Annotated in this window: 18 protein-coding genes; 8 read left to right on the forward strand and 10 right to left on the reverse strand. The window is 67.5% G+C overall.

Going from position 1 to position 16,848, the window contains the following annotated elements:
• Positions 1-254: 254 nt before the first annotated feature.
• From ABE485_RS22100 to ABE485_RS22120, 5 genes are all read right to left on the reverse strand, one after another.
• Entirely contained in the window at positions 255-1,217 is a 963-nt protein-coding gene (locus tag ABE485_RS22100) for a Bug family tripartite tricarboxylate transporter substrate binding protein (protein WP_346517405.1), read from the reverse strand.
• A gap of 35 nt (positions 1,218-1,252) precedes the next feature.
• Positions 1,253-1,951, reverse strand: a complete 699-nt coding sequence (locus tag ABE485_RS22105) for a 3-oxoacid CoA-transferase subunit B (protein ID WP_346517406.1) — start codon at positions 1,949-1,951, stop codon at positions 1,253-1,255.
• A 1-nt stretch (position 1,952) separates the two neighbouring features.
• A complete protein-coding gene (locus tag ABE485_RS22110) occupies positions 1,953-2,618 on the reverse strand; it encodes a 3-oxoacid CoA-transferase subunit A (protein WP_346517407.1) in 666 nt (221 codons plus the stop codon).
• A complete protein-coding gene (locus ABE485_RS22115; RefSeq protein ID WP_346517408.1) occupies positions 2,619-3,587 on the reverse strand; it encodes a Bug family tripartite tricarboxylate transporter substrate binding protein in 969 nt (322 codons plus the stop codon).
• A gap of 168 nt (positions 3,588-3,755) precedes the next feature.
• Entirely contained in the window at positions 3,756-4,658 is a 903-nt protein-coding gene (locus ABE485_RS22120) for an NAD(P)/FAD-dependent oxidoreductase (RefSeq protein ID WP_346517409.1), read from the reverse strand.
• A 122-nt stretch (positions 4,659-4,780) separates the two neighbouring features.
• On the opposite strand from ABE485_RS22120, the gene folB reads away from it, so the two are divergent.
• Entirely contained in the window at positions 4,781-5,140 is a 360-nt protein-coding gene (folB, locus tag ABE485_RS22125; protein WP_008164827.1) for a dihydroneopterin aldolase, read from the forward strand.
• Positions 5,141-5,142: 2 nt separating this feature from the next.
• Positions 5,143-6,111: a tRNA 2-thiocytidine(32) synthetase TtcA gene (gene ttcA / locus ABE485_RS22130; protein ID WP_346517410.1), complete on the forward strand. Its 969-nt coding sequence runs from the start codon at positions 5,143-5,145 to the stop codon at positions 6,109-6,111.
• Between the two features lie 66 nt (positions 6,112-6,177).
• On the opposite strand, the gene ABE485_RS22135 is transcribed toward ttcA, so the two are convergent.
• From ABE485_RS22135 to apaG, 5 genes are all read right to left on the reverse strand, one after another.
• Positions 6,178-7,134: a D-2-hydroxyacid dehydrogenase family protein gene (locus ABE485_RS22135; protein ID WP_346517411.1), complete on the reverse strand. Its 957-nt coding sequence runs from the start codon at positions 7,132-7,134 to the stop codon at positions 6,178-6,180.
• 65 nt (positions 7,135-7,199) lie between these two features.
• Positions 7,200-7,988, reverse strand: coding sequence for a DsbC family protein (locus tag ABE485_RS22140; RefSeq protein ID WP_346517412.1), 789 nt, complete (start codon positions 7,986-7,988; stop codon positions 7,200-7,202).
• A 146-nt stretch (positions 7,989-8,134) separates the two neighbouring features.
• Positions 8,135-9,304, reverse strand: coding sequence for a UbiH/UbiF family hydroxylase (locus ABE485_RS22145; RefSeq protein ID WP_346517413.1), 1,170 nt, complete (start codon positions 9,302-9,304; stop codon positions 8,135-8,137).
• Entirely contained in the window at positions 9,301-10,605 is a 1,305-nt protein-coding gene (gene mltA, locus ABE485_RS22150) for a murein transglycosylase A (RefSeq protein WP_346517414.1), read from the reverse strand. The genes ABE485_RS22145 and mltA overlap by 4 nt, the downstream gene beginning before the upstream one ends.
• A gap of 41 nt (positions 10,606-10,646) precedes the next feature.
• Positions 10,647-11,021, reverse strand: coding sequence for a Co2+/Mg2+ efflux protein ApaG (gene apaG / locus ABE485_RS22155; RefSeq protein ID WP_008164816.1), 375 nt, complete (start codon positions 11,019-11,021; stop codon positions 10,647-10,649).
• 128 nt (positions 11,022-11,149) lie between these two features.
• Between apaG and rpe the strand changes: the two genes are divergently transcribed.
• From rpe to trpC, 6 genes are all read left to right on the forward strand, one after another.
• Entirely contained in the window at positions 11,150-11,878 is a 729-nt protein-coding gene (gene rpe / locus ABE485_RS22160) for a ribulose-phosphate 3-epimerase (RefSeq protein WP_346517415.1), read from the forward strand.
• Between the two features lie 15 nt (positions 11,879-11,893).
• A complete protein-coding gene (locus tag ABE485_RS22165) occupies positions 11,894-12,601 on the forward strand; it encodes a phosphoglycolate phosphatase (RefSeq protein WP_346517416.1) in 708 nt (235 codons plus the stop codon).
• Between the two features lie 260 nt (positions 12,602-12,861).
• Positions 12,862-14,382: an anthranilate synthase component I gene (trpE, locus tag ABE485_RS22170; RefSeq protein WP_346517417.1), complete on the forward strand. Its 1,521-nt coding sequence runs from the start codon at positions 12,862-12,864 to the stop codon at positions 14,380-14,382.
• A 62-nt stretch (positions 14,383-14,444) separates the two neighbouring features.
• Complete coding sequence (locus ABE485_RS22175; protein WP_346517418.1) at positions 14,445-15,011, forward strand: anthranilate synthase component II; 567 nt, start codon at positions 14,445-14,447, stop codon at positions 15,009-15,011.
• Between the two features lie 12 nt (positions 15,012-15,023).
• Entirely contained in the window at positions 15,024-16,055 is a 1,032-nt protein-coding gene (gene trpD / locus ABE485_RS22180; protein ID WP_346517419.1) for an anthranilate phosphoribosyltransferase, read from the forward strand.
• Positions 16,052-16,840, forward strand: a complete 789-nt coding sequence (trpC, locus tag ABE485_RS22185; RefSeq protein WP_346517420.1) for an indole-3-glycerol phosphate synthase TrpC — start codon at positions 16,052-16,054, stop codon at positions 16,838-16,840. The genes trpD and trpC overlap by 4 nt, the downstream gene beginning before the upstream one ends.
• Positions 16,841-16,848: the final 8 nt, after the last annotated feature.

Here is a 16,848-nt window from a genome sequence, read left to right on the forward strand (position 1 = left end):
CCGTGGCTGCGAGCAACCTCGATGCGCCCGAGGGAATCTGAAGGAACGGCCGCAGGCCGTGACGAAGATGACGAGGGGGAAGTCCGGAGCGAACGCTCCGGACCGCAATCGTGGGCGCTCGCAGCCACGGCGCCCGCGACGCCGGGCGACCTACGAAGATCTCGGGCCTATGAAGACGCCACGCCCCGAAAGAACTCGGACCTAGACGAAGACCTCAAACCCACAAAATTCATCCGCACTTCATCAAGAATCGCCTAATTCACCTTGGCCCCCGACACCTCCACCGCCCGCTTCCAAGCCACAAGCTCCCTCTCGATATGCGCCTCAAAATCCCCAGGCGTAGACCCGACCACCTCATACCCATATCCCGCCAGCTGCCGCTTCACCTCCGGCGCCGACACCACCTCCGCAATCCCCTTGCTCAACGCATCCACGACCGCCTGCGGCGTGCCCGCCGGCGCCAGCACCCCGTACCAGCCGTTCACCACGAAGCCCGGCACGCTTTCCGCCACCGTCGGCACATCGGGCAGCAACGGCGATCGGCGTTCGCCGGTGACTGCGATCGCTTTCAGCTTGCCAGCCTGCACCTGGGGCAGCGACGTGGAGATGCTGTCAAACATCAGCGACACCTCGCCGCCCAGCAGGGCCACGACCGCGGGGCCGCTGCCTTTGTAGGGGACGTGCATCATGTCAGCGCCTGTCTGGTTCTTGAACATCTCGGCGGCGAGATGACTGGTGTTGCCGTTGCCCGCCGAGGCAAAGCTGAGCTTGCCGGGGTGGCTCTTGCCGTAGGCGATCAGTTCGGGAATCGTGTTCGCTGGCGTGCCCAGGGGTGCGGCCACCAGCATCGGAAGCGTGGCGACCAGCGAGACCGGCGCGAAGTCCTTGCGCGTGTCGTAAGGCAGCGAGGGATAGAGGCTGGGGTTGATGGTGTGCGCCGCCAGCACCATCAGCAGCGTATAGCCGTCGGGCTTGGCGCGCGCCAATTGGGCGGAGGCAATGGCGCCGCCCGCGCCGGGCTTGTATTCCAGCACCACCGGCTGGCCCCACTTCTTCTGCAATTCAGCACCCAGCGGGCGCGCCAGCATGTCGGCGCTGCCGCCGGGGGGATAGGGGATCAGCAGGGTAATGGGCTTGTCGGGGTAGTTCTGCGCGGCGTGCGCCGCGCCCAGGCACAGCATGCCCATCGAGACGGCGGCCAGGATCGATCGGATCATCGGAAGCTCCTTTGCCCGAAACCGGGCGCAAGACGTCATTCGTATCGCGGCACCCCCGCGCCATCCACCACGATGATGCGAGGCGCCTGCGGAAAATGCAGCGGCGCGTCGGTGACCGAGCGCAGGAACGCCTCGCTGACGCCCTGCTTCATCGCATGCACGTGCAGGCCGGCGGGCGTTACGTCGATGACGGCCAGGTCGGTGTAGATGCGCGACACCACGCCCTTGCCGGTCAGCGGATAGGTGCATTGCCTGAGCACCTTGGACGTTCCGTCGCGGCCGCGGTGCTCCATGGTGACCAGCACCTGCCTGGCGCCGACGGCCAGGTCCATCGCGCCGCCCACGGCGGGGATGGCGTCGGCGGCCTCGGTCTTCCAGTTGGCCAGGTCGCCCTGCTCCGAGACCTGGAAGGCGCCCAGCACGGCGTAGTCCAGGTGGCCGCCGCGCATCATGGCGAAGGACACGGTGTGCTCGGTGATGGAGGCGCCTTGCAGCAGGGTGATGGGCTGGCGGCTGGCGTTGATGAGGTCGGGATCGATCTGTTCGCCGACGGCGGCCGGCCCCATGCCGAGGATGCCGTTCTCGCTGTGCAGCAGGATTTCGCGGTCGGGCGGCAGGTAGTCGCCCACCAGGGTCGGCATGCCGATGCCCAGGTTGACGATGGCGCCGTCCGGGATGTCGCTGGCCAGCAGCTGCGCGATCTGCTGGCGGGTCAGGCCGATGGTCTCTTGCATGTCAGGCCTCCACGCGCGCCACGGATTTCACGAAGATGCCCTGCGTCATGATCTGCTCGGGCGCCATGGAGCCCAGCGGCACGATTTCGTCCACCTGCGCGATCGCATGGCGCGCCGCCATGCACATCACGGGATTGAAGTTGCGCGCCGCGTGGCGGTACATCAGGTTGCCCCAGCGGTCGCCCAGGTGCGCGCGGATCAGGGCGTAGTCGCCGCGCAGGGGCTGCTCCAGCACGTAGCCCACGCCGTCGATGATTTCCTGCCTGCGACCCTGCGCCAGCTCGGTGCCATAGCCGGTGGGCGTGTAGAACGGCCCCAGGCCCGCGCCCGCGGCGCGCAACCGTTCGGCCAGGGTGCCCTGCGGCACGCATTCCAGTTCCACCTCGCCCGCGCGGTAGGCCCGGGCGAAGGCTTCGGAGTTGGGCGGACGGGGGTGCGAGCAGATGATCTTCCTGACCTGCCTGCGTATCAACAGGGCGGCGATGCCGCGTTCGAACGTGCCCGCGTTGTTGGAGATGATGGTCAGGTCGCGCCGCCCCGATTCCGCCAGGCATTGCAGCAGTTCGTAGGGCACGCCCGCTTCGCCGAAGCCGCCGACCAGCACCGATGCGCCGTCCGGAATCACCGCCACGGCCTGCGCCATGGATGCCTGTATCTTGTCGATCACTTATTGCTCCTGCACGAGGCCCGCCGCATCCACGATGGACTTCCAGCGCGCGCGTTCCTGGTCGATGAAGGCGGTAAATTCGGCGGGCGTGTTGCCGCCGGCCTGCCCGCCCATGGCCCGGAAGCGTTCGCTGATCTCCGGGCTGCGCACCACGTCGCGCGTGGCGGCAAAGAGCTTGTCGATGGCTTCTGGCGGCGTGCCGGCGGGCGCGACCAGTCCGAACCAGGCGGTGACCACCATGTCCTTCACGCCGGCCTCGGCCATGGTCGGCACGTCCGGCAGCTCGGCCAGGCGCTTGTCGCTGGTGACGGCCAGCGCGCGCAGCTTGCCGGACTGGATGTACGGCATGGAGCTGGGCAGGTTGTCGATCATGAAGGTGAACTGCTGGCCCAGCAGCGCGGCCACGGCGGGGCCCGCGCCCTTGTAGGCGACGTGGGTGCCGGCGATGCCGGCGCGCTGCTTGAACAATTCGGCGGACAGGTGCGGCGATTGGCCCGCGCCCGAACTGCCGAAGGAAACCTTGGCCGGATCCTGCCTGGCCTGCGCCAGCAGGTCGGATACCGAGCGCGCCGCCGAGGCTTCGTTCACGACCAGCACGTTGGGCACCGAAATGACCAGCGTCACCGGCGCGAAGTCGGACGGTTTGTAAGGCAGCGTCTTGTAGAGCGCGTAGTTGATGGCGTTGGGGCCGATGTTGCCCATCAGCAGCGTGTAGCCGTCGGGCTTGGCACGCGCCAGCGCCTGCGCGCCGATGATGCCCGCCGCCCCCGCGCGGTTTTCCACGATGACCTGCTGCCCAAGCCTGGCGGACAGCTTGTCCGCGATCAGGCGCGCCGAGATGTCGGTGGTGCCGCCGGGCGCGGCGGGAATGATGAGGGTGATGGGCCGTTCAGGCCAGGCCGCCTGCGCCGGGTTCGCGATGGCGACGGCCACCGCGCCGGCTGCCAGCCAGCGATGCGCACACATCATGCTTGTCTCCCTGCGTGATCATTGATTGATCAACTTGTGAGCATGAGTGTGGGCGCGGCGCGGTCAAATGCCTATTCTGGAATCCGGAGGTGTGGGTTCGCCTGGGCTGAAGAGCGCGGACCCGCGCGGGGGTGCCGCCGCGTGGCCGGGCAGCCCGGGAAAAAGCGGCTACTCGCCCGCCCGCTCCCAGCGCCGCTGGATAGCCTTGGCCGCCACCACGCCGTCCGCCATCGACGTGACCACGCACGGATGCATGCGGTGCGCGACCTCGCCGATCGCGTAGATATCGGGCACGCTGGTCTCGGCGGTGGCGAAATCGGTGCGGATGTAGCCGCGTTCGTCCCGAGCCAGCCGCAGGCCATCGGCAAACGCCGCCTGGGGTTCCCAGCCGTAGAAGACCAGGATCAGGTCGTATTGCTGGCCGTCCACGCTGCGGGTGGCCGGGTCCACCTTGTACGGCCCGATGCGCACGCCCTCGCGGCCGGCGCGCGTGACCCACTGCTGCTGGGCACGCACGCTGCGCGCGTACAAGTGGACGGCGCGCGCGCCGCGGTTGCGCACGTAGACGTAGTTTTCGAAGGCGTTGTCGCCCCCGCCCAGCACCGCCACGGACAGGCCGGAATAGTCCTGGGCGACGATCGGCGACCCCGGGCCGATCAGCACGCCCGGCCAGGAGGCCCCCGCGGGATGGTCGGGCAGGCCCTTGGCGCGCACGCCCGAGGCGATGACCAGCGTGCGGGCGCGGACCAGGGATTCGTCGCCCGCCGGACCGGCCAGCGTGGCTTCGATGCCGCCTTTACAGGGTCTGACGCCCGTCACGCGGGTTTCCAGCCGCAGGGGCACGTTCGCGGCGCGCACGCTGGTGTCGATGTTGGCCGCCACCTGCTGCCCAGTCACCCCGGGCAGGACGGCAATCCAGTCGTCGGCGAACGGATTGTCATTGCCCAGGCCGCCCAGGCGGGGGCTGGCCTCGACCAGCAGCGGGGACAGGCCCAGGCGCGCCAGCCAAAGGGCGCAGGAGGCGCCGGCCGGGCCGCCGCCTACAATGACCGAATCGTGCATCTGTTGCATTTCACCCCTTAATGACAGCGCCGGCGCCTCGCGGGCGCCCGGACATGGCCGGATTGTAGCCAGCGCGCCCCCCTGTCCCGCCGCCGCCTTACAATTCCGGCTATTCCACCCAGGTTTTCATCATGCCCACTCGCCGCATCATTCTTTCCGGGCTTGCGCTCGACGCCCGCATCGGCATCCTCGAGCACGAGCGCCGCGCCACCCAGCCCCTGCATGTCGACGCCGACTTCGACGTGGACATCCAGCGCTCGGTCGACGACCACGACATCCACAGCGTGCTGGACTATCGCCGCCTGCGCGAGGCCATCGTCGAAGAATGCACGCAGGCGCACGTCAACCTGATCGAGACGCTGTCCGAACAGGTGGCTGCGCGCCTCCTGGCGGATTTCCAGGAAATCCGCGCGCTGCGCCTGCGCATCAGCAAGCCCATGGCCTTCTCCGACTGTGCGGCGGTGGGCGTGGAAATCCAGATTACCCGCTGACCATGAACGATATCGCTCCCCCCGGCGTGCAATTCCGCACGCCCGCCGACGAAAAGGCGCGCTTTGAAGCCAACAAGCTGACCAAGCGCCTGGCGCGCGAGACCACCCGCGCCCTGTCCGACTACAACATGATCGAAGGCGGCGACCGCGTGATGGTCTGCCTGTCGGGCGGCAAGGATTCGTACGCCATGCTGGACATCCTGCTCCAGCTGCAGAAGCGCGCGCCGTTCAAGTTCGAGCTGATCGCGGTCAACCTGGACCAGAAGCAGCCGGGCTTTCCCGACCACATCCTGCCGCAGTACCTGAAAGAACTGGGCGTGCCCTTCCACATCGAGACGCAGGATACGTATTCCATCGTCACGCGCGTGCTGGAAGAAGGCAAGACGATGTGCTCGCTCTGTTCGCGGCTGCGCCGCGGCATCCTGTACCGCGTCGCATCGGAACTCGGCGCCACCAAGATCGCGCTGGGCCATCACCGCGATGACATCCTGGGCACGTTCTTCCTGAACCTGTTCTACGGCGGCAAGGCCAAGGGCATGCCGCCCAAGCTGGTGTCCGACGACGGCCGCCACACGGTGATCCGGCCGCTGGCCTACATCCCCGAGACCGACCTGATCGCCTACGCGGAACTCAAGCAGTTCCCCATCATTCCGTGCAACCTCTGCGGCTCGCAAGAGAACCTGAAGCGCAAGGAAGTGGGCCGCATGATCAAGGAATGGGACCGGCAGCACCCGGGCCGTTCGTGGAACGTCTTCAATGCGCTGTCGCGCGTGGTGCCGTCGCACCTGATGGACCGCGACCTGTTCGACTTCGTGGGTCTCAAGCCCACGGGCGTGCCGGACGCCAATGGCGACACGGCGTTCGACGCGGTCGATCCCGACGACGACGCGGACGAGGCCTGCGGCGACACGCCGCAAGCGCTCGAGCCCGGCGCGATCATCGAGAAGAAGGTGGTGTTCTCGCGCGGCTGAGCACGACCGCCGACGGACGAAAAAAAAGGGCTGCCCGTGCAGCCCTTTTCATTGCGGCCGGCCTTGTCAGCCGTTCAGCACGCGGATCGGCTTGCCCGCCGCCCAGGCCTTCACGGCTTCCAGGCAGTTCTGGTAGAAGGCCTCGAAGTTCTCGCGGCTGACGTAGCCCAGGTGCGGCGTGAGGATCACGTTGTCCAGGTCGCGCACGCTGTCGGTCGGGGACAGCGGCTCTTCGGGATAGACGTCCAGGCCCGCGCCGGCGATGCGGAACTTCACCAGGGCGTCCATCAGCGCTTCCTGGTCGACCAGGCCGGCGCGCGACGTGTTCACCAGGTAGGCGGTGGGCTTCATGGAAGCCAGCGCCGTGGCGTCCACCACGTGGCGGCTGCGCTCGGACAGGATCAGGTGCAGGCTGACGACGTCGGACGTGGAAAACAGTTCGTGCTTGTCCACGCGCGTGACGCCGGCGGCCTGGGCGCGCTCGTCGGTCAGGTTGGGGCTCCAGGCCACCACGTCCATGCCGAAGGCCTGGCCGACCTTGGCCACCGCGGCGCCCAGCTTGCCCAGGCCCACCACGCCCAGGCGCTTGCCCGCCAGCGGTTCGGGCATGCCCGTCTGCCACATGCCGCGGCGCATGGCCGCGTCTTCGGCGGGCAGGTGCTTGAACAGCCCAAGAATGTGGGCCCAGGCCAGTTCGGCCGTGGCGGTGTTGGCGTCGGCGCTGCCTGGCGCGCCGGACACGGTGATGCCCTGTTCGGCGCACGCCTGCATGTCGATGGCGTTGTTGCGCATGCCTGTCGTGACCAGCAGGCGCAGCTTGGGCAGGGCCTTGATGCGGGCGGCCGGGAACGGCGTGCGCTCGCGCATGGCGACGATCACGTCGAAGGACTCGAGCGAGGCCTCGACCTGGTCGTCGGGAATGAAATTGTTGAAGATCTGAACCTCGGCGTCGCCGCCCAGCGAGGTCCAATCCGCATAGCGCCGGGCTACGTCGTGGTAATCGTCGAGTATTGCGATTTTCAAGTCTTGTCTCCGGGTGGGATGGCGCAATCCGCGCCACCCACCCGGGCCGGCGCGCGTTGCGCCGGTCAGTTCAAACGGGCCTTGAGCTGGTCCAGGGGCATCGCGCCGCTGATGCGCGAGCCGTCGGCAAAGAACAGGGTCGGCGTGCCGCGGACCATGAGCTGCTGCCCCAGGGCCAGCAGCTTGTCTTCGGGCACGTCGCAATTGGCGGTGGCGGGCTTCTGGCCGCGCAGCATCCAGTCGTCCCAGGCCTTGCCCGGGTCCTTGGCGCACCAGACGTCGCGCACCTTGACCTTGGAATCAGGCGACAGGATGGGATACAGGAAGGTGTAGACGGTCAGGTTGTCCACACCCTCGAGCGTCTTGCGCAGCTGCTTGCAGTAGCCGCAGTTGGGGTCTTCGAAGATCGCAACCTTGCGCGAGCCGTCGCCCTTGACCTGCTTGATGGCCAGATCCAGGGGCAGCTGGTCGAACGTGACGGCGCTGAGCTTTTCCTGGGATTCGCGCGTGACGTCGCGGCGCGTCATGGCGTCGATCAGCGGTCCTTCCATGACCCAGTTGACGCCTTCGTCGGTGTAGATCAGGTCCATGCCGAGCTGCACTTCGAACAGTCCGTACGGCGTGCGGCGGACAGTCGTGACGTTCATGCCGGAAAACCGCTGCTGGAAGCGCTCTTTGACGGCAGCCGACTGCGGATCCAGTTCGGTGGTGGAGACGCTTTTCTGACCCTTGTCCGCCTGGCCCACGGACGTCGTGGACACGGACTTGCCATCCTGGGCCGCGGCGGACGCGGACAGGCCCATGCCGGCGGCCAGGAAACATGCCGCCAGCGTGGCGGATATGCGGAATTTCATCAGTACTCCTGAACTTGTCTATCGTGTTCTCTGGCGGAAAGCGTAACCGATTCGGCGTTGCGTCCCCGGTGAGCAGTCCGGGTGGGCGATGTCTATCAGACGGCCGCCCACCCTTCAAGGTTCCGCCAGGCGCCCCGAGGGCGCGACTAGTTGGCGGATGCCCCGGCAATCAGGCGGCGCTTGATCAGCGGCGCCCGCTCGACCCAGTGCATGCCCGCGTTGCGCAGCCAGACCAGCGGCGTGGCCTTCGATCCGAACAGCTTGTGCAGGCCGTCGGTGGCCAGGCGCATGGCCAGCACCGGCTCGGCGCGCGCGCGCTGGTAGCGGTGCAGGACGCGCAGGTCGCCAGCCTGGCGGTAAGGCTCACGCCCCGCGACGATGCGGGCCAGCGTTTCGACGTCGCCCAGCCCCAGGTTCAGGCCCTGCCCCGCCAGCGGGTGCAGGCGGTGCGCGGCGTCGCCCGCCAGCGCGATGCCGGGCGCCACCATCTGGGCGCGCTCCAGCGTCAGCGGAAAGCCGTGCAGCTTGCTGCGCACTTTCAGGCGGCCCAGCCGGCCCTCGGCGGCCTCGGCCAGCAAGGCTTCCAGGCGGGCGGCCTGCGCTTCCTGCGGCAATGCCAGCAGTTCCTGCGCGCGTTCGCTGCGCATGGACCAGACCATCGACACCTGCGGACCGTCCGCGGTGTCGGGCAGCGGCAGCAGGGCCAGCACGCCGTCGTCGCGGAACCACTGGAAGGCCGTGCCATGGTGCGCGAGTTCCGCGTCCAGGTGCACCACCAGGCCGGTGTCGTCGTAGGACACGGATTCGTGCTTGAGCCCCGCGGCGGCGCGCAGCGGCGACGCGGCGCCGTCGGCGCCCACGAACAATTCGGCCTGGATGCGGGCGCCGCTTTCGGTCTGGATGGCGCCGGCGTCGTAGCCCGTGCAGCGATCTTCGAGCCAGGCGATGCCGAACATGCGCACGGCCTGGATCAGCACGCGCTCGATTTCGCCGGACTCCACGATCCAGGCCAGCTGCGGCAATGCCGCCTGCCAGGCGTTCAGGTTCACCTGTCCGTCGGCGTCGCCGTGGATTTCCATGGCCTGGACCGGCATCAGGCGCGACGCAGGCATCGCGTCCCACACGCCCAGTTCGGCCAGGAAGCGCTGGCTGGCGGGCGAAATGGCGTAGACGCGCGGGTGATAGCGGTTGGGATCGGCGGGGGGCACGGCGGCGCGCGGCGCCAGCACGGCCACGCGCTGGCCGCGCCGGGCCAGCGCCAGGGCGGTGGACAGGCCGACGATGCCGGCCCCGCAAACTACGATCTGATGGCTCATCTTGCGGAAGGCTCCCCGGCTTGTTTGGGCCACAGCAGCCACATCTGGCCGCGCTGCTTCATGCGGCCGGCCTGCTGGCCGGCTTCTTCGCCGTAACCCCAGTAGAAGTCGGCGCGCGCGGCGCCCCGGATGGCCGTGCCCGTGTCCTGCGCGAACACCAGGCGCTGCAGGGGCCGGTCGGAGGCCGGGAAGGTCGTGGCCAGGTACACCGGCGTGCCCAGCGGCACGAAGGTCGCGTCCACGGCCACCGAGCGCTTGGGCGCCAGCGGAATGGCATACGCGCCCTTGGGGCCCTGCTCGGGATCGATCACCGGCTCTTCGCGGAAAAACACCACGGCCGGGTTGGCACTGAGCATTTCGGGAACGCGCTTGGGATTGCGCTGCGCCCAGGCCCGGATGTTCTGCATCGACGCCTGGTCGGCGGTGAGCTCGCCGCGGTCGATCAGCCAGCGGCCGATGGACGCGTACGGCTGGCCGTTGTGGTCGGCGTACGCGACGCGGATGGTCTTGCCGGCGTCGGGGCCGTCGGTCAGCTGCACCCGGCCCGATCCCTGCACCTGCAGGAAGAAGTTGTCCACGGGGTCGTCCACCCACACCACCACTGGCGGACGGCGGCCGGACGAGGATTCGATGGCGGCGCGGGTGTCGTAGGGCACCACGCGCTTGCCGTCCAGCTTGCCGCGCACCCGCTTGCCGGCCAGGTCGGGATAGATCGAGCCCAGGTCGATCGTCAGGAGGTCGGCGGGCACCGCGTACAGCGGCCATTGGTAGGGTCCGCCCTGGCGGCGCGAGCCGCGCACCAGGGGCTCGTAGTAGCCAGTCACCGTATTGGCCGCCGGCTTGCCGTCGTCGGCGTTCAGGCGCCACGGTTGCAGATAGGTCTGGAGGAAGCGGCGCACGGCCTCGACGTCGCCGGCAGCGGGCGCGCGCGCCGGGTCGACGGCTGCGGCGCAAACCGGCTGCCAGGCGCGCGGCGTGGCGCGCGCGGGCGCAGCCAGGTTGCCGCTGGTGGGGCGCATCAGGCCCTTGCAGTTGCGCAGGAAAAGGGGCCAGAACTGGGAAAGGTCGTCCGCGGTCCAGCCGGGCATCTCGGACCAGTTTGCCGGCTTCAGTTTGCCCGCGAGCTTGCGCGGCGCGGTGTCCGGCAGCGCCGCCAGCGACGGCACCACGAGCGGACCGTCAGCGGCCGGCGTGCGGGTGCCGGGAGTGCCGGGAAGGCCGGATTCAGGGGGAATATCCGAGGGGGTGGAACATGCCGCCAGCAGGACCGACAGCACGGACAGGCTAAGAATGCGCTTCATGAGCAGATGGAAAAACGTGCAACGGGATGGCCGGGCCAGGCTCAGTGCAGGGTGCGCGGCATGGCCAGGACGAATTCGGAGATCGGCACTTCGAACGGGATGCCGTTCTCGCCGACGCAGTGATAGATGCCGCGCATCGTGCCCACCGGCGTGGGCAAGGGACAGCCGCTGGTGTATTCGAAGGTCTCGCCCGGCGCCAGCAGCGGCTGCTGCCCGACGATGCCCAGGCCGCGGACTTCCTGCACGCGCTGGTTGCCGTCGGTGATGATCCAGTGGCGGCTGATCACCTGCGCGGGATGTTCGCCGGTATTGGTGATGCGGACGGTGTAGGCGAACACGAACTGCTGTTCGCCGGGATCGGACTGTTCGGGCACGAAGCGCGGAGAGACGGTGACGCTCAGGTCGTAAGGTTTCACAGTCCTTCCCTGTGTGGCTGCAGGCAGGCGGCCGGATCCCGGCGCCGACGCTTGAAAAAACGCAGTTTTGCGGCCGCCGGAACGGGCCGTTCCCGATACCGCGGCTCAAACTGCAATAATGGCACATTATGCCCTTCCCGACCCCGAACATCATGTCCAAGCAAACGGCCTCCACCCGCATTACCCCCAGCATCCTGTCGGCTGACTTCGCCCGGCTGGGCGAGGAAGTCCGCAACGTCGTCGCCGCGGGCGCCGACTGGATCCACGTGGACGTGATGGACAACCACTATGTCCCCAACCTGACCATCGGCCCGATGGTCTGCGCGGCGATCCGCCCGCACGTCCAGGTGCCGATCGACGTGCATCTCATGGTCGAGCCCGTGGACGCGCTGGTGCCCCAGTTCGCCAAGGCCGGCGCCGACTACATCAGCTTCCACCCGGACGCCAGCCGCCACGTCGACCGCACGCTCTCGCTGATCCGCGAGAGCGGCTGCAAGGCGGGCCTGGTCTTCAATCCCGCCACCCCGCTGTCCTACATGGACTACGTGATGGACAAGATCGACCTGGTCCTGATCATGTCGGTGAACCCGGGCTTCGGCGGCCAAAGCTTCATCCCCGGCGCGCTCACCAAGCTGCGCGAAGCCCGCGCCCGGATCGACGCCTGGATGCAGGCCGGCGGCCAGGAAATCGTCCTGCAGGTGGACGGCGGCGTGAAAATCGACAACATCGCGGAAATCCGCGCCGCGGGCGCGGACACGTTCGTGGCGGGCTCGGCCATCTTCGGCAAGCCCGACTACGCCGGCATCATCAAGGCCATGCGCGATCAGATCGCCATCGGCGAAACCACCGCCATCTAAGCTCAGGAAACCGACATGACCGCCTTTCGCGCCGCACTGCTGGACCTGGACGGAACCCTGCTCGACTCCATTCCCGACCTGGCCTTTGCCGCCAACGCCATGCGCGTCGAACTGGGCATGATCTCGCTGCGCGAAGACGTGGTGGCCACGTTCGTCGGCAAGGGGGTGGACAACCTGGTGCGCCGCAGCCTGGCCGGCTCGCTCGACGCCGCCGACCCGTCCCCCGAGGAATTCAGCCGCGCCCGCGAGGCCTTCTACCGCCATTACCACCTGGTCAACGGCGAGCGCGCGCAGGTCTACCCCGGCGTCCTCGAAGGCCTGAAGCTCATGCGCGAACAGGGGCTCAAGCTTGCGGTGGTCACCAACAAGCCCACGGAATTCACCCTGCCGCTGCTGCAGCGCACGGGCCTGGCGGGCTTTTTCGACGCCGTGGTCTGCGGCGACACCTGCGAGCGCCGCAAGCCCGATCCTGACCAGGTGCACCACGCGTGCGACCTGCTGGGCGTGACCCCCGCCGAGGCCGTGACAATCGGCGATTCCATCAACGACGCGCAGGCCGGCCGCAGCGCCGGCACGCAGGTGCTGGTGGTGCCTTATGGCTACAACGAAGGCCGCGACGTGCGCGAGCTGGATGTCGATGGTATAGTTGACACGCTTGTCAACGCCGCCCAGTGGGTTGCGCTCTGGAATCAGAACCAGAACGCAGCAAAAATCCCCGCCTGAAGCGGCTGCGCAAACCGATACCGCGAATTCACTGAATACCCGTCAATGAACGTTTCCATCCAGAACCAAATGCTCGGCGCCTCGTGGCGCTGGTGGCGTTTGTCTTCCGGGTGGCGATGATTCCCTTCCCGGCCCTAGACGCGACCTTGCCGCCTAGCGCCGACACTGTGTAAACAGCGCCCAACCCGGAACCAGTTACCTGGACCGGGTTTTTTGTTGCGTGCCCGGTCCGAAAGCAAACACCGCTTACGAGACCCGACATGACCGAAATCGAATTCAAGGCCCTTGCGGCACAAGGCTACAACCGCATCCCGCTGGTCGCCGAGACGTACGCCGACCTGGACACGCCGCTGGGCATCTACCTGAAGCTGGCCCATTCGGGCCCCCTGGCCGGCCGCATGACCTGCCTGATGGAATCGGTGGTGGGCGGCGAGCGCTTCGGCCGCTATTCCTTCATCGGCCTGCCCGCGCGCACGGTGATCCGCGCCAGCGGCACCCGCACCGAAGTGCTGCACGACGGCAAGGTCGTGGAAACCTACGACGGCGATCCGCTGGCCTTCATCGAGCAATACCAGAGCCGCTTCAAGGTGGCGCTGCGTCCGGGCATGCCGCGCTTCTGCGGCGGCCTGGCCGGCTATTTCGGCTACGACACGGTGCGCCACATCGAGCCCTGCCTGGGCCCCGCGGTCAAGCCGTTCCCGGCGGGCATGGAAGGCGGCACGCCCGATCTGATGCTAATGCACGTGGACGAACTGGTCATCGTCGACAACCTGGCCGGCCGCATCTACCTGATGGTCTACGCCGATCCGGGCCAGCCCGAATCCTACAGCCGCGCGCAGCAGCGCCTGACGGACCTGCGCGCGCGCCTGCGACGCCCCGTGGAAATCCCCTACAGCCACGCCAGCATGCAGACCGAAGAGCGGCGCGACTTCAAGAAAGAGGACTACCTGGCGGCGGTCCTGCGCGCCAAGGAACACATCGCCGCCGGCGACCTGATGCAGGTGCAGATCGGCCAGGTCATCGCCAAGCCCTTCCGTGACTCCCCCCTCTCGCTCTACCGCGCCCTGCGGTCGCTCAATCCCTCCCCCTACATGTACTTCTGGAACTTCGGCGACTTCCAGGTGGTGGGCGCGTCGCCCGAGATCCTGGTGCGACAGGAGCGCACGGTGGAAAACGGCGAACCGAAGTCGCAGATCACCATCCGCCCCCTGGCCGGCACCCGCAAGCGCGGCGGCACGCCCGAGGAAGACGCGGCGCTGGCGGCCGAACTGAAGGCCGACCCCAAGGAGATCGCCGAACACGTCATGCTGATCGACCTGGCCCGCAACGACGTGGGCCGCGTCGCCCAGGTGGGCAGCGTGAAGGTCAGCGACACCATGGTCATCGAGCGCTATTCGCACGTGATGCACCTGGTGTCCAACGTCACCGGCACCCTGAACCCCGGCATGAGCAGCATGGACGTGCTGCGCGCCTCGTTCCCCGCGGGCACCCTGACGGGCGCGCCGAAGGTCGAGGCCATGAAGATCATCGATGAGCTGGAACCCGTGCGCCGCGGCATCTACGGCGGCGCGGCCGGCTACCTGAGCTACGGCGGCGAGATGGACGTGGCCATCGCCATCCGCACCGGCGTCATCAAGGACGGCACGCTGTATGTGCAGGCGGCCGCCGGCATCGTGGCCGATTCGAACCCCGAAGCCGAATGGGCCGAAACCGAAGCCAAGGCCCGCGCGGTGCTGCGCGCGGCCGAACAGGTGCAGCACGGCCTGGACGAACCCATCTGAGACTGGCGGCAACCGCCCCCCGCTTACCGCCCGGGCCGCAGGACGGCCCCGAGGAGAAAAAAATGCTGTTGATGATCGACAACTACGATTCCTTTACCTACAACCTGGTGCAGTACTTTGGCGAACTGGGCGTCGACGTGCGCGTGGCCCGCAACGACCAGATCACGCTGGAGGAAATCGACGCCCTGAACCCCGACCAGATCTGCGTGTCGCCCGGTCCCTGCTCGCCGGCCGAGGCGGGCATCTCGGTGCCGCTGATCCAGGCATATGCCGGCAAGAAGCCCATTCTGGGCGTCTGCCTGGGCCACCAGGCGATCGGCGCGGCCTTCGGCGGCGACATCGTGCGCGCGCAGCAAATCATGCATGGCAAGACCATTCAGCTCTCACACACGGGCACCGACATCTTCGAAGGCCTGCCCACGCCTTACACTGTCATCCGCTACAACTCGTTGACGATCGACCCGGCCACGCTCCCGGACTGCCTGGCCGTCACCGCCACGGCGCCGGATGGCGACATCATGGGCATCCGCCACAAGACCCTGCCGCTTTACGGGGTACAGTTCCACCCCGAATCCGTGCTGAGCGAGCATGGCCACGCCCTGCTGCGCAATTTCCTGAACCTCGCCTAAGAAGGACGCATCGTGACTATTTCCCCCACCGAAGCGCTGACGCGCTGCATTGAACACCGCGAAATTTTCCACGACGAAATGCTGCATCTGATGCGCATGCTGATGCGCGGCGAGATGTCGCCGCAGATCGCCAGCGCGCTGCTGATGGGCCTGCGCGTCAAGAAAGAAACCATCGGCGAGATCACCGCCGCGGCGCAGGTCATGCGCGAGTTCGCCACGCCCGTGGTCACGCCCAACCCGAATGACCTGCTGGACATGTGCGGCACGGGCGGCGACGGCAGCCACACCTTCAATATCTCGACCACCGCCATGTTCGTGGCAGCCGCGGCGGGCGTGCCCATTGCCAAGCACGGCAACCGCAGCGCCTCGTCGTCCAGCGGCAGCGCCGACGTGCTGGAAGCCCTGGGCGCCAATCTGGTGCTGACGCCCGAGCAGGTGGCCGAGTGCATCCAGGCGACGGGCATCGGCTTCATGTTCGCGCCCGCCCACCACGGCGCCATGAAGAACGTCGCCGCCATCCGTAAAGAGCTGGCCGTGCGCACGATCTTCAACATCCTGGGCCCGCTGACCAATCCGGCCGGCGCCGCCAACCAGCTGATGGGCGTGTTCCACCCCGACCTCGTCGGCATCCAGGTGCGCGTGCTGGAGCGCCTGGGCTCGCGCCACGTGCTGGTCGTGCACGGCAAGGACGGCATGGACGAAGCCTCGCTGGGCGGCGCCACCATGGTCGGAGAACTGAAGGACGGCAAGGTCCGCGAATACGAGATCCATCCCGAGGACTACGGGCTATCCATGATGTCCAACCGCAGCATCAAGGTGTCCAATCGCGAGCAGTCGCGCGAGCTTGTCATAGAGGCGCTGGAAAATGTCGAGGGCGCAGCCCGCGACATCGTCGCCCTCAATGCCGGACTTGCCATCTATGCCGGCAATAAAGCCGATTCCATTCCCGAAGCCTTAGCGCTAGCATTTGAACTAATTTCCACCGGCGCGGCGCGAGCCAAGCTGGAAGAATTCTGCGCATATACCCGGACTTTCCAGAAATGAACGATATTCTCGCGAAGATCCTCGCCGTCAAGGTCGAGGAAGTCGCCGCCGCCCGCCAGATGCGCAGCGAAGCCGAAGTCCTGCGCGAAGCGCAGGCGCGCCAGGACGTGCGCGGCTTCGCCCAGGCCATCGAAGACAAGATCTCGCAGGGCAAGGCCGGCGTCATCGCTGAAATCAAGAAGGCATCGCCTTCCAAGGGCGTCATCCGCGACGCCTTCGCGCCCGCCGAGATCGCGGCCACGTATGCCGTGCACGGCGCGGCCTGCCTGTCGGTGCTGACCGACGTGCAGTTCTTCCAGGGCTCGCACGACCACCTGCGCCAGGCGCGCGCGGCGTGCTCGCTGCCCGTGCTGCGCAAGGACTTCGTGATCGATCCCTACCAGATCATCGCCGCGCGCGCGATGGGCGCGGACTGCGTGCTGCTGATCGTCGCCGCGCTGACGCCCGCGCAGCTGCGCGAATACGAAACGCTGGCCATCGAGCTGGGCATGGACGTGCTGGTAGAGGTGCATGACGCCCAGGAACTGGAGATCGCGCTGACCCTCAAGACGCCGCTGCTGGGCATCAACAACCGCAATCTGCGCACGTTCGAGACCAGCCTGCAGACCACGCTGGATCTTCTGCCGCGCATTCCGGCGGGCAAGCGCGTCGTGACCGAAAGCGGCATCCTCAAGCCGGAAGACGTGAAGCTGATGCGCGATCACAAGGTCGACGCCTTCCTGGTGGGCGAAGCGTTCATGCGCGCCAAGGATCCGGGCGCCGAACTGGCCCGCCTGATCGGCTGATGCACTGA

The organism is Achromobacter spanius (assembly GCF_039673305.1).
Lineage (GTDB): Bacteria > Pseudomonadota > Gammaproteobacteria > Burkholderiales > Burkholderiaceae_B > Achromobacter > Achromobacter spanius_F.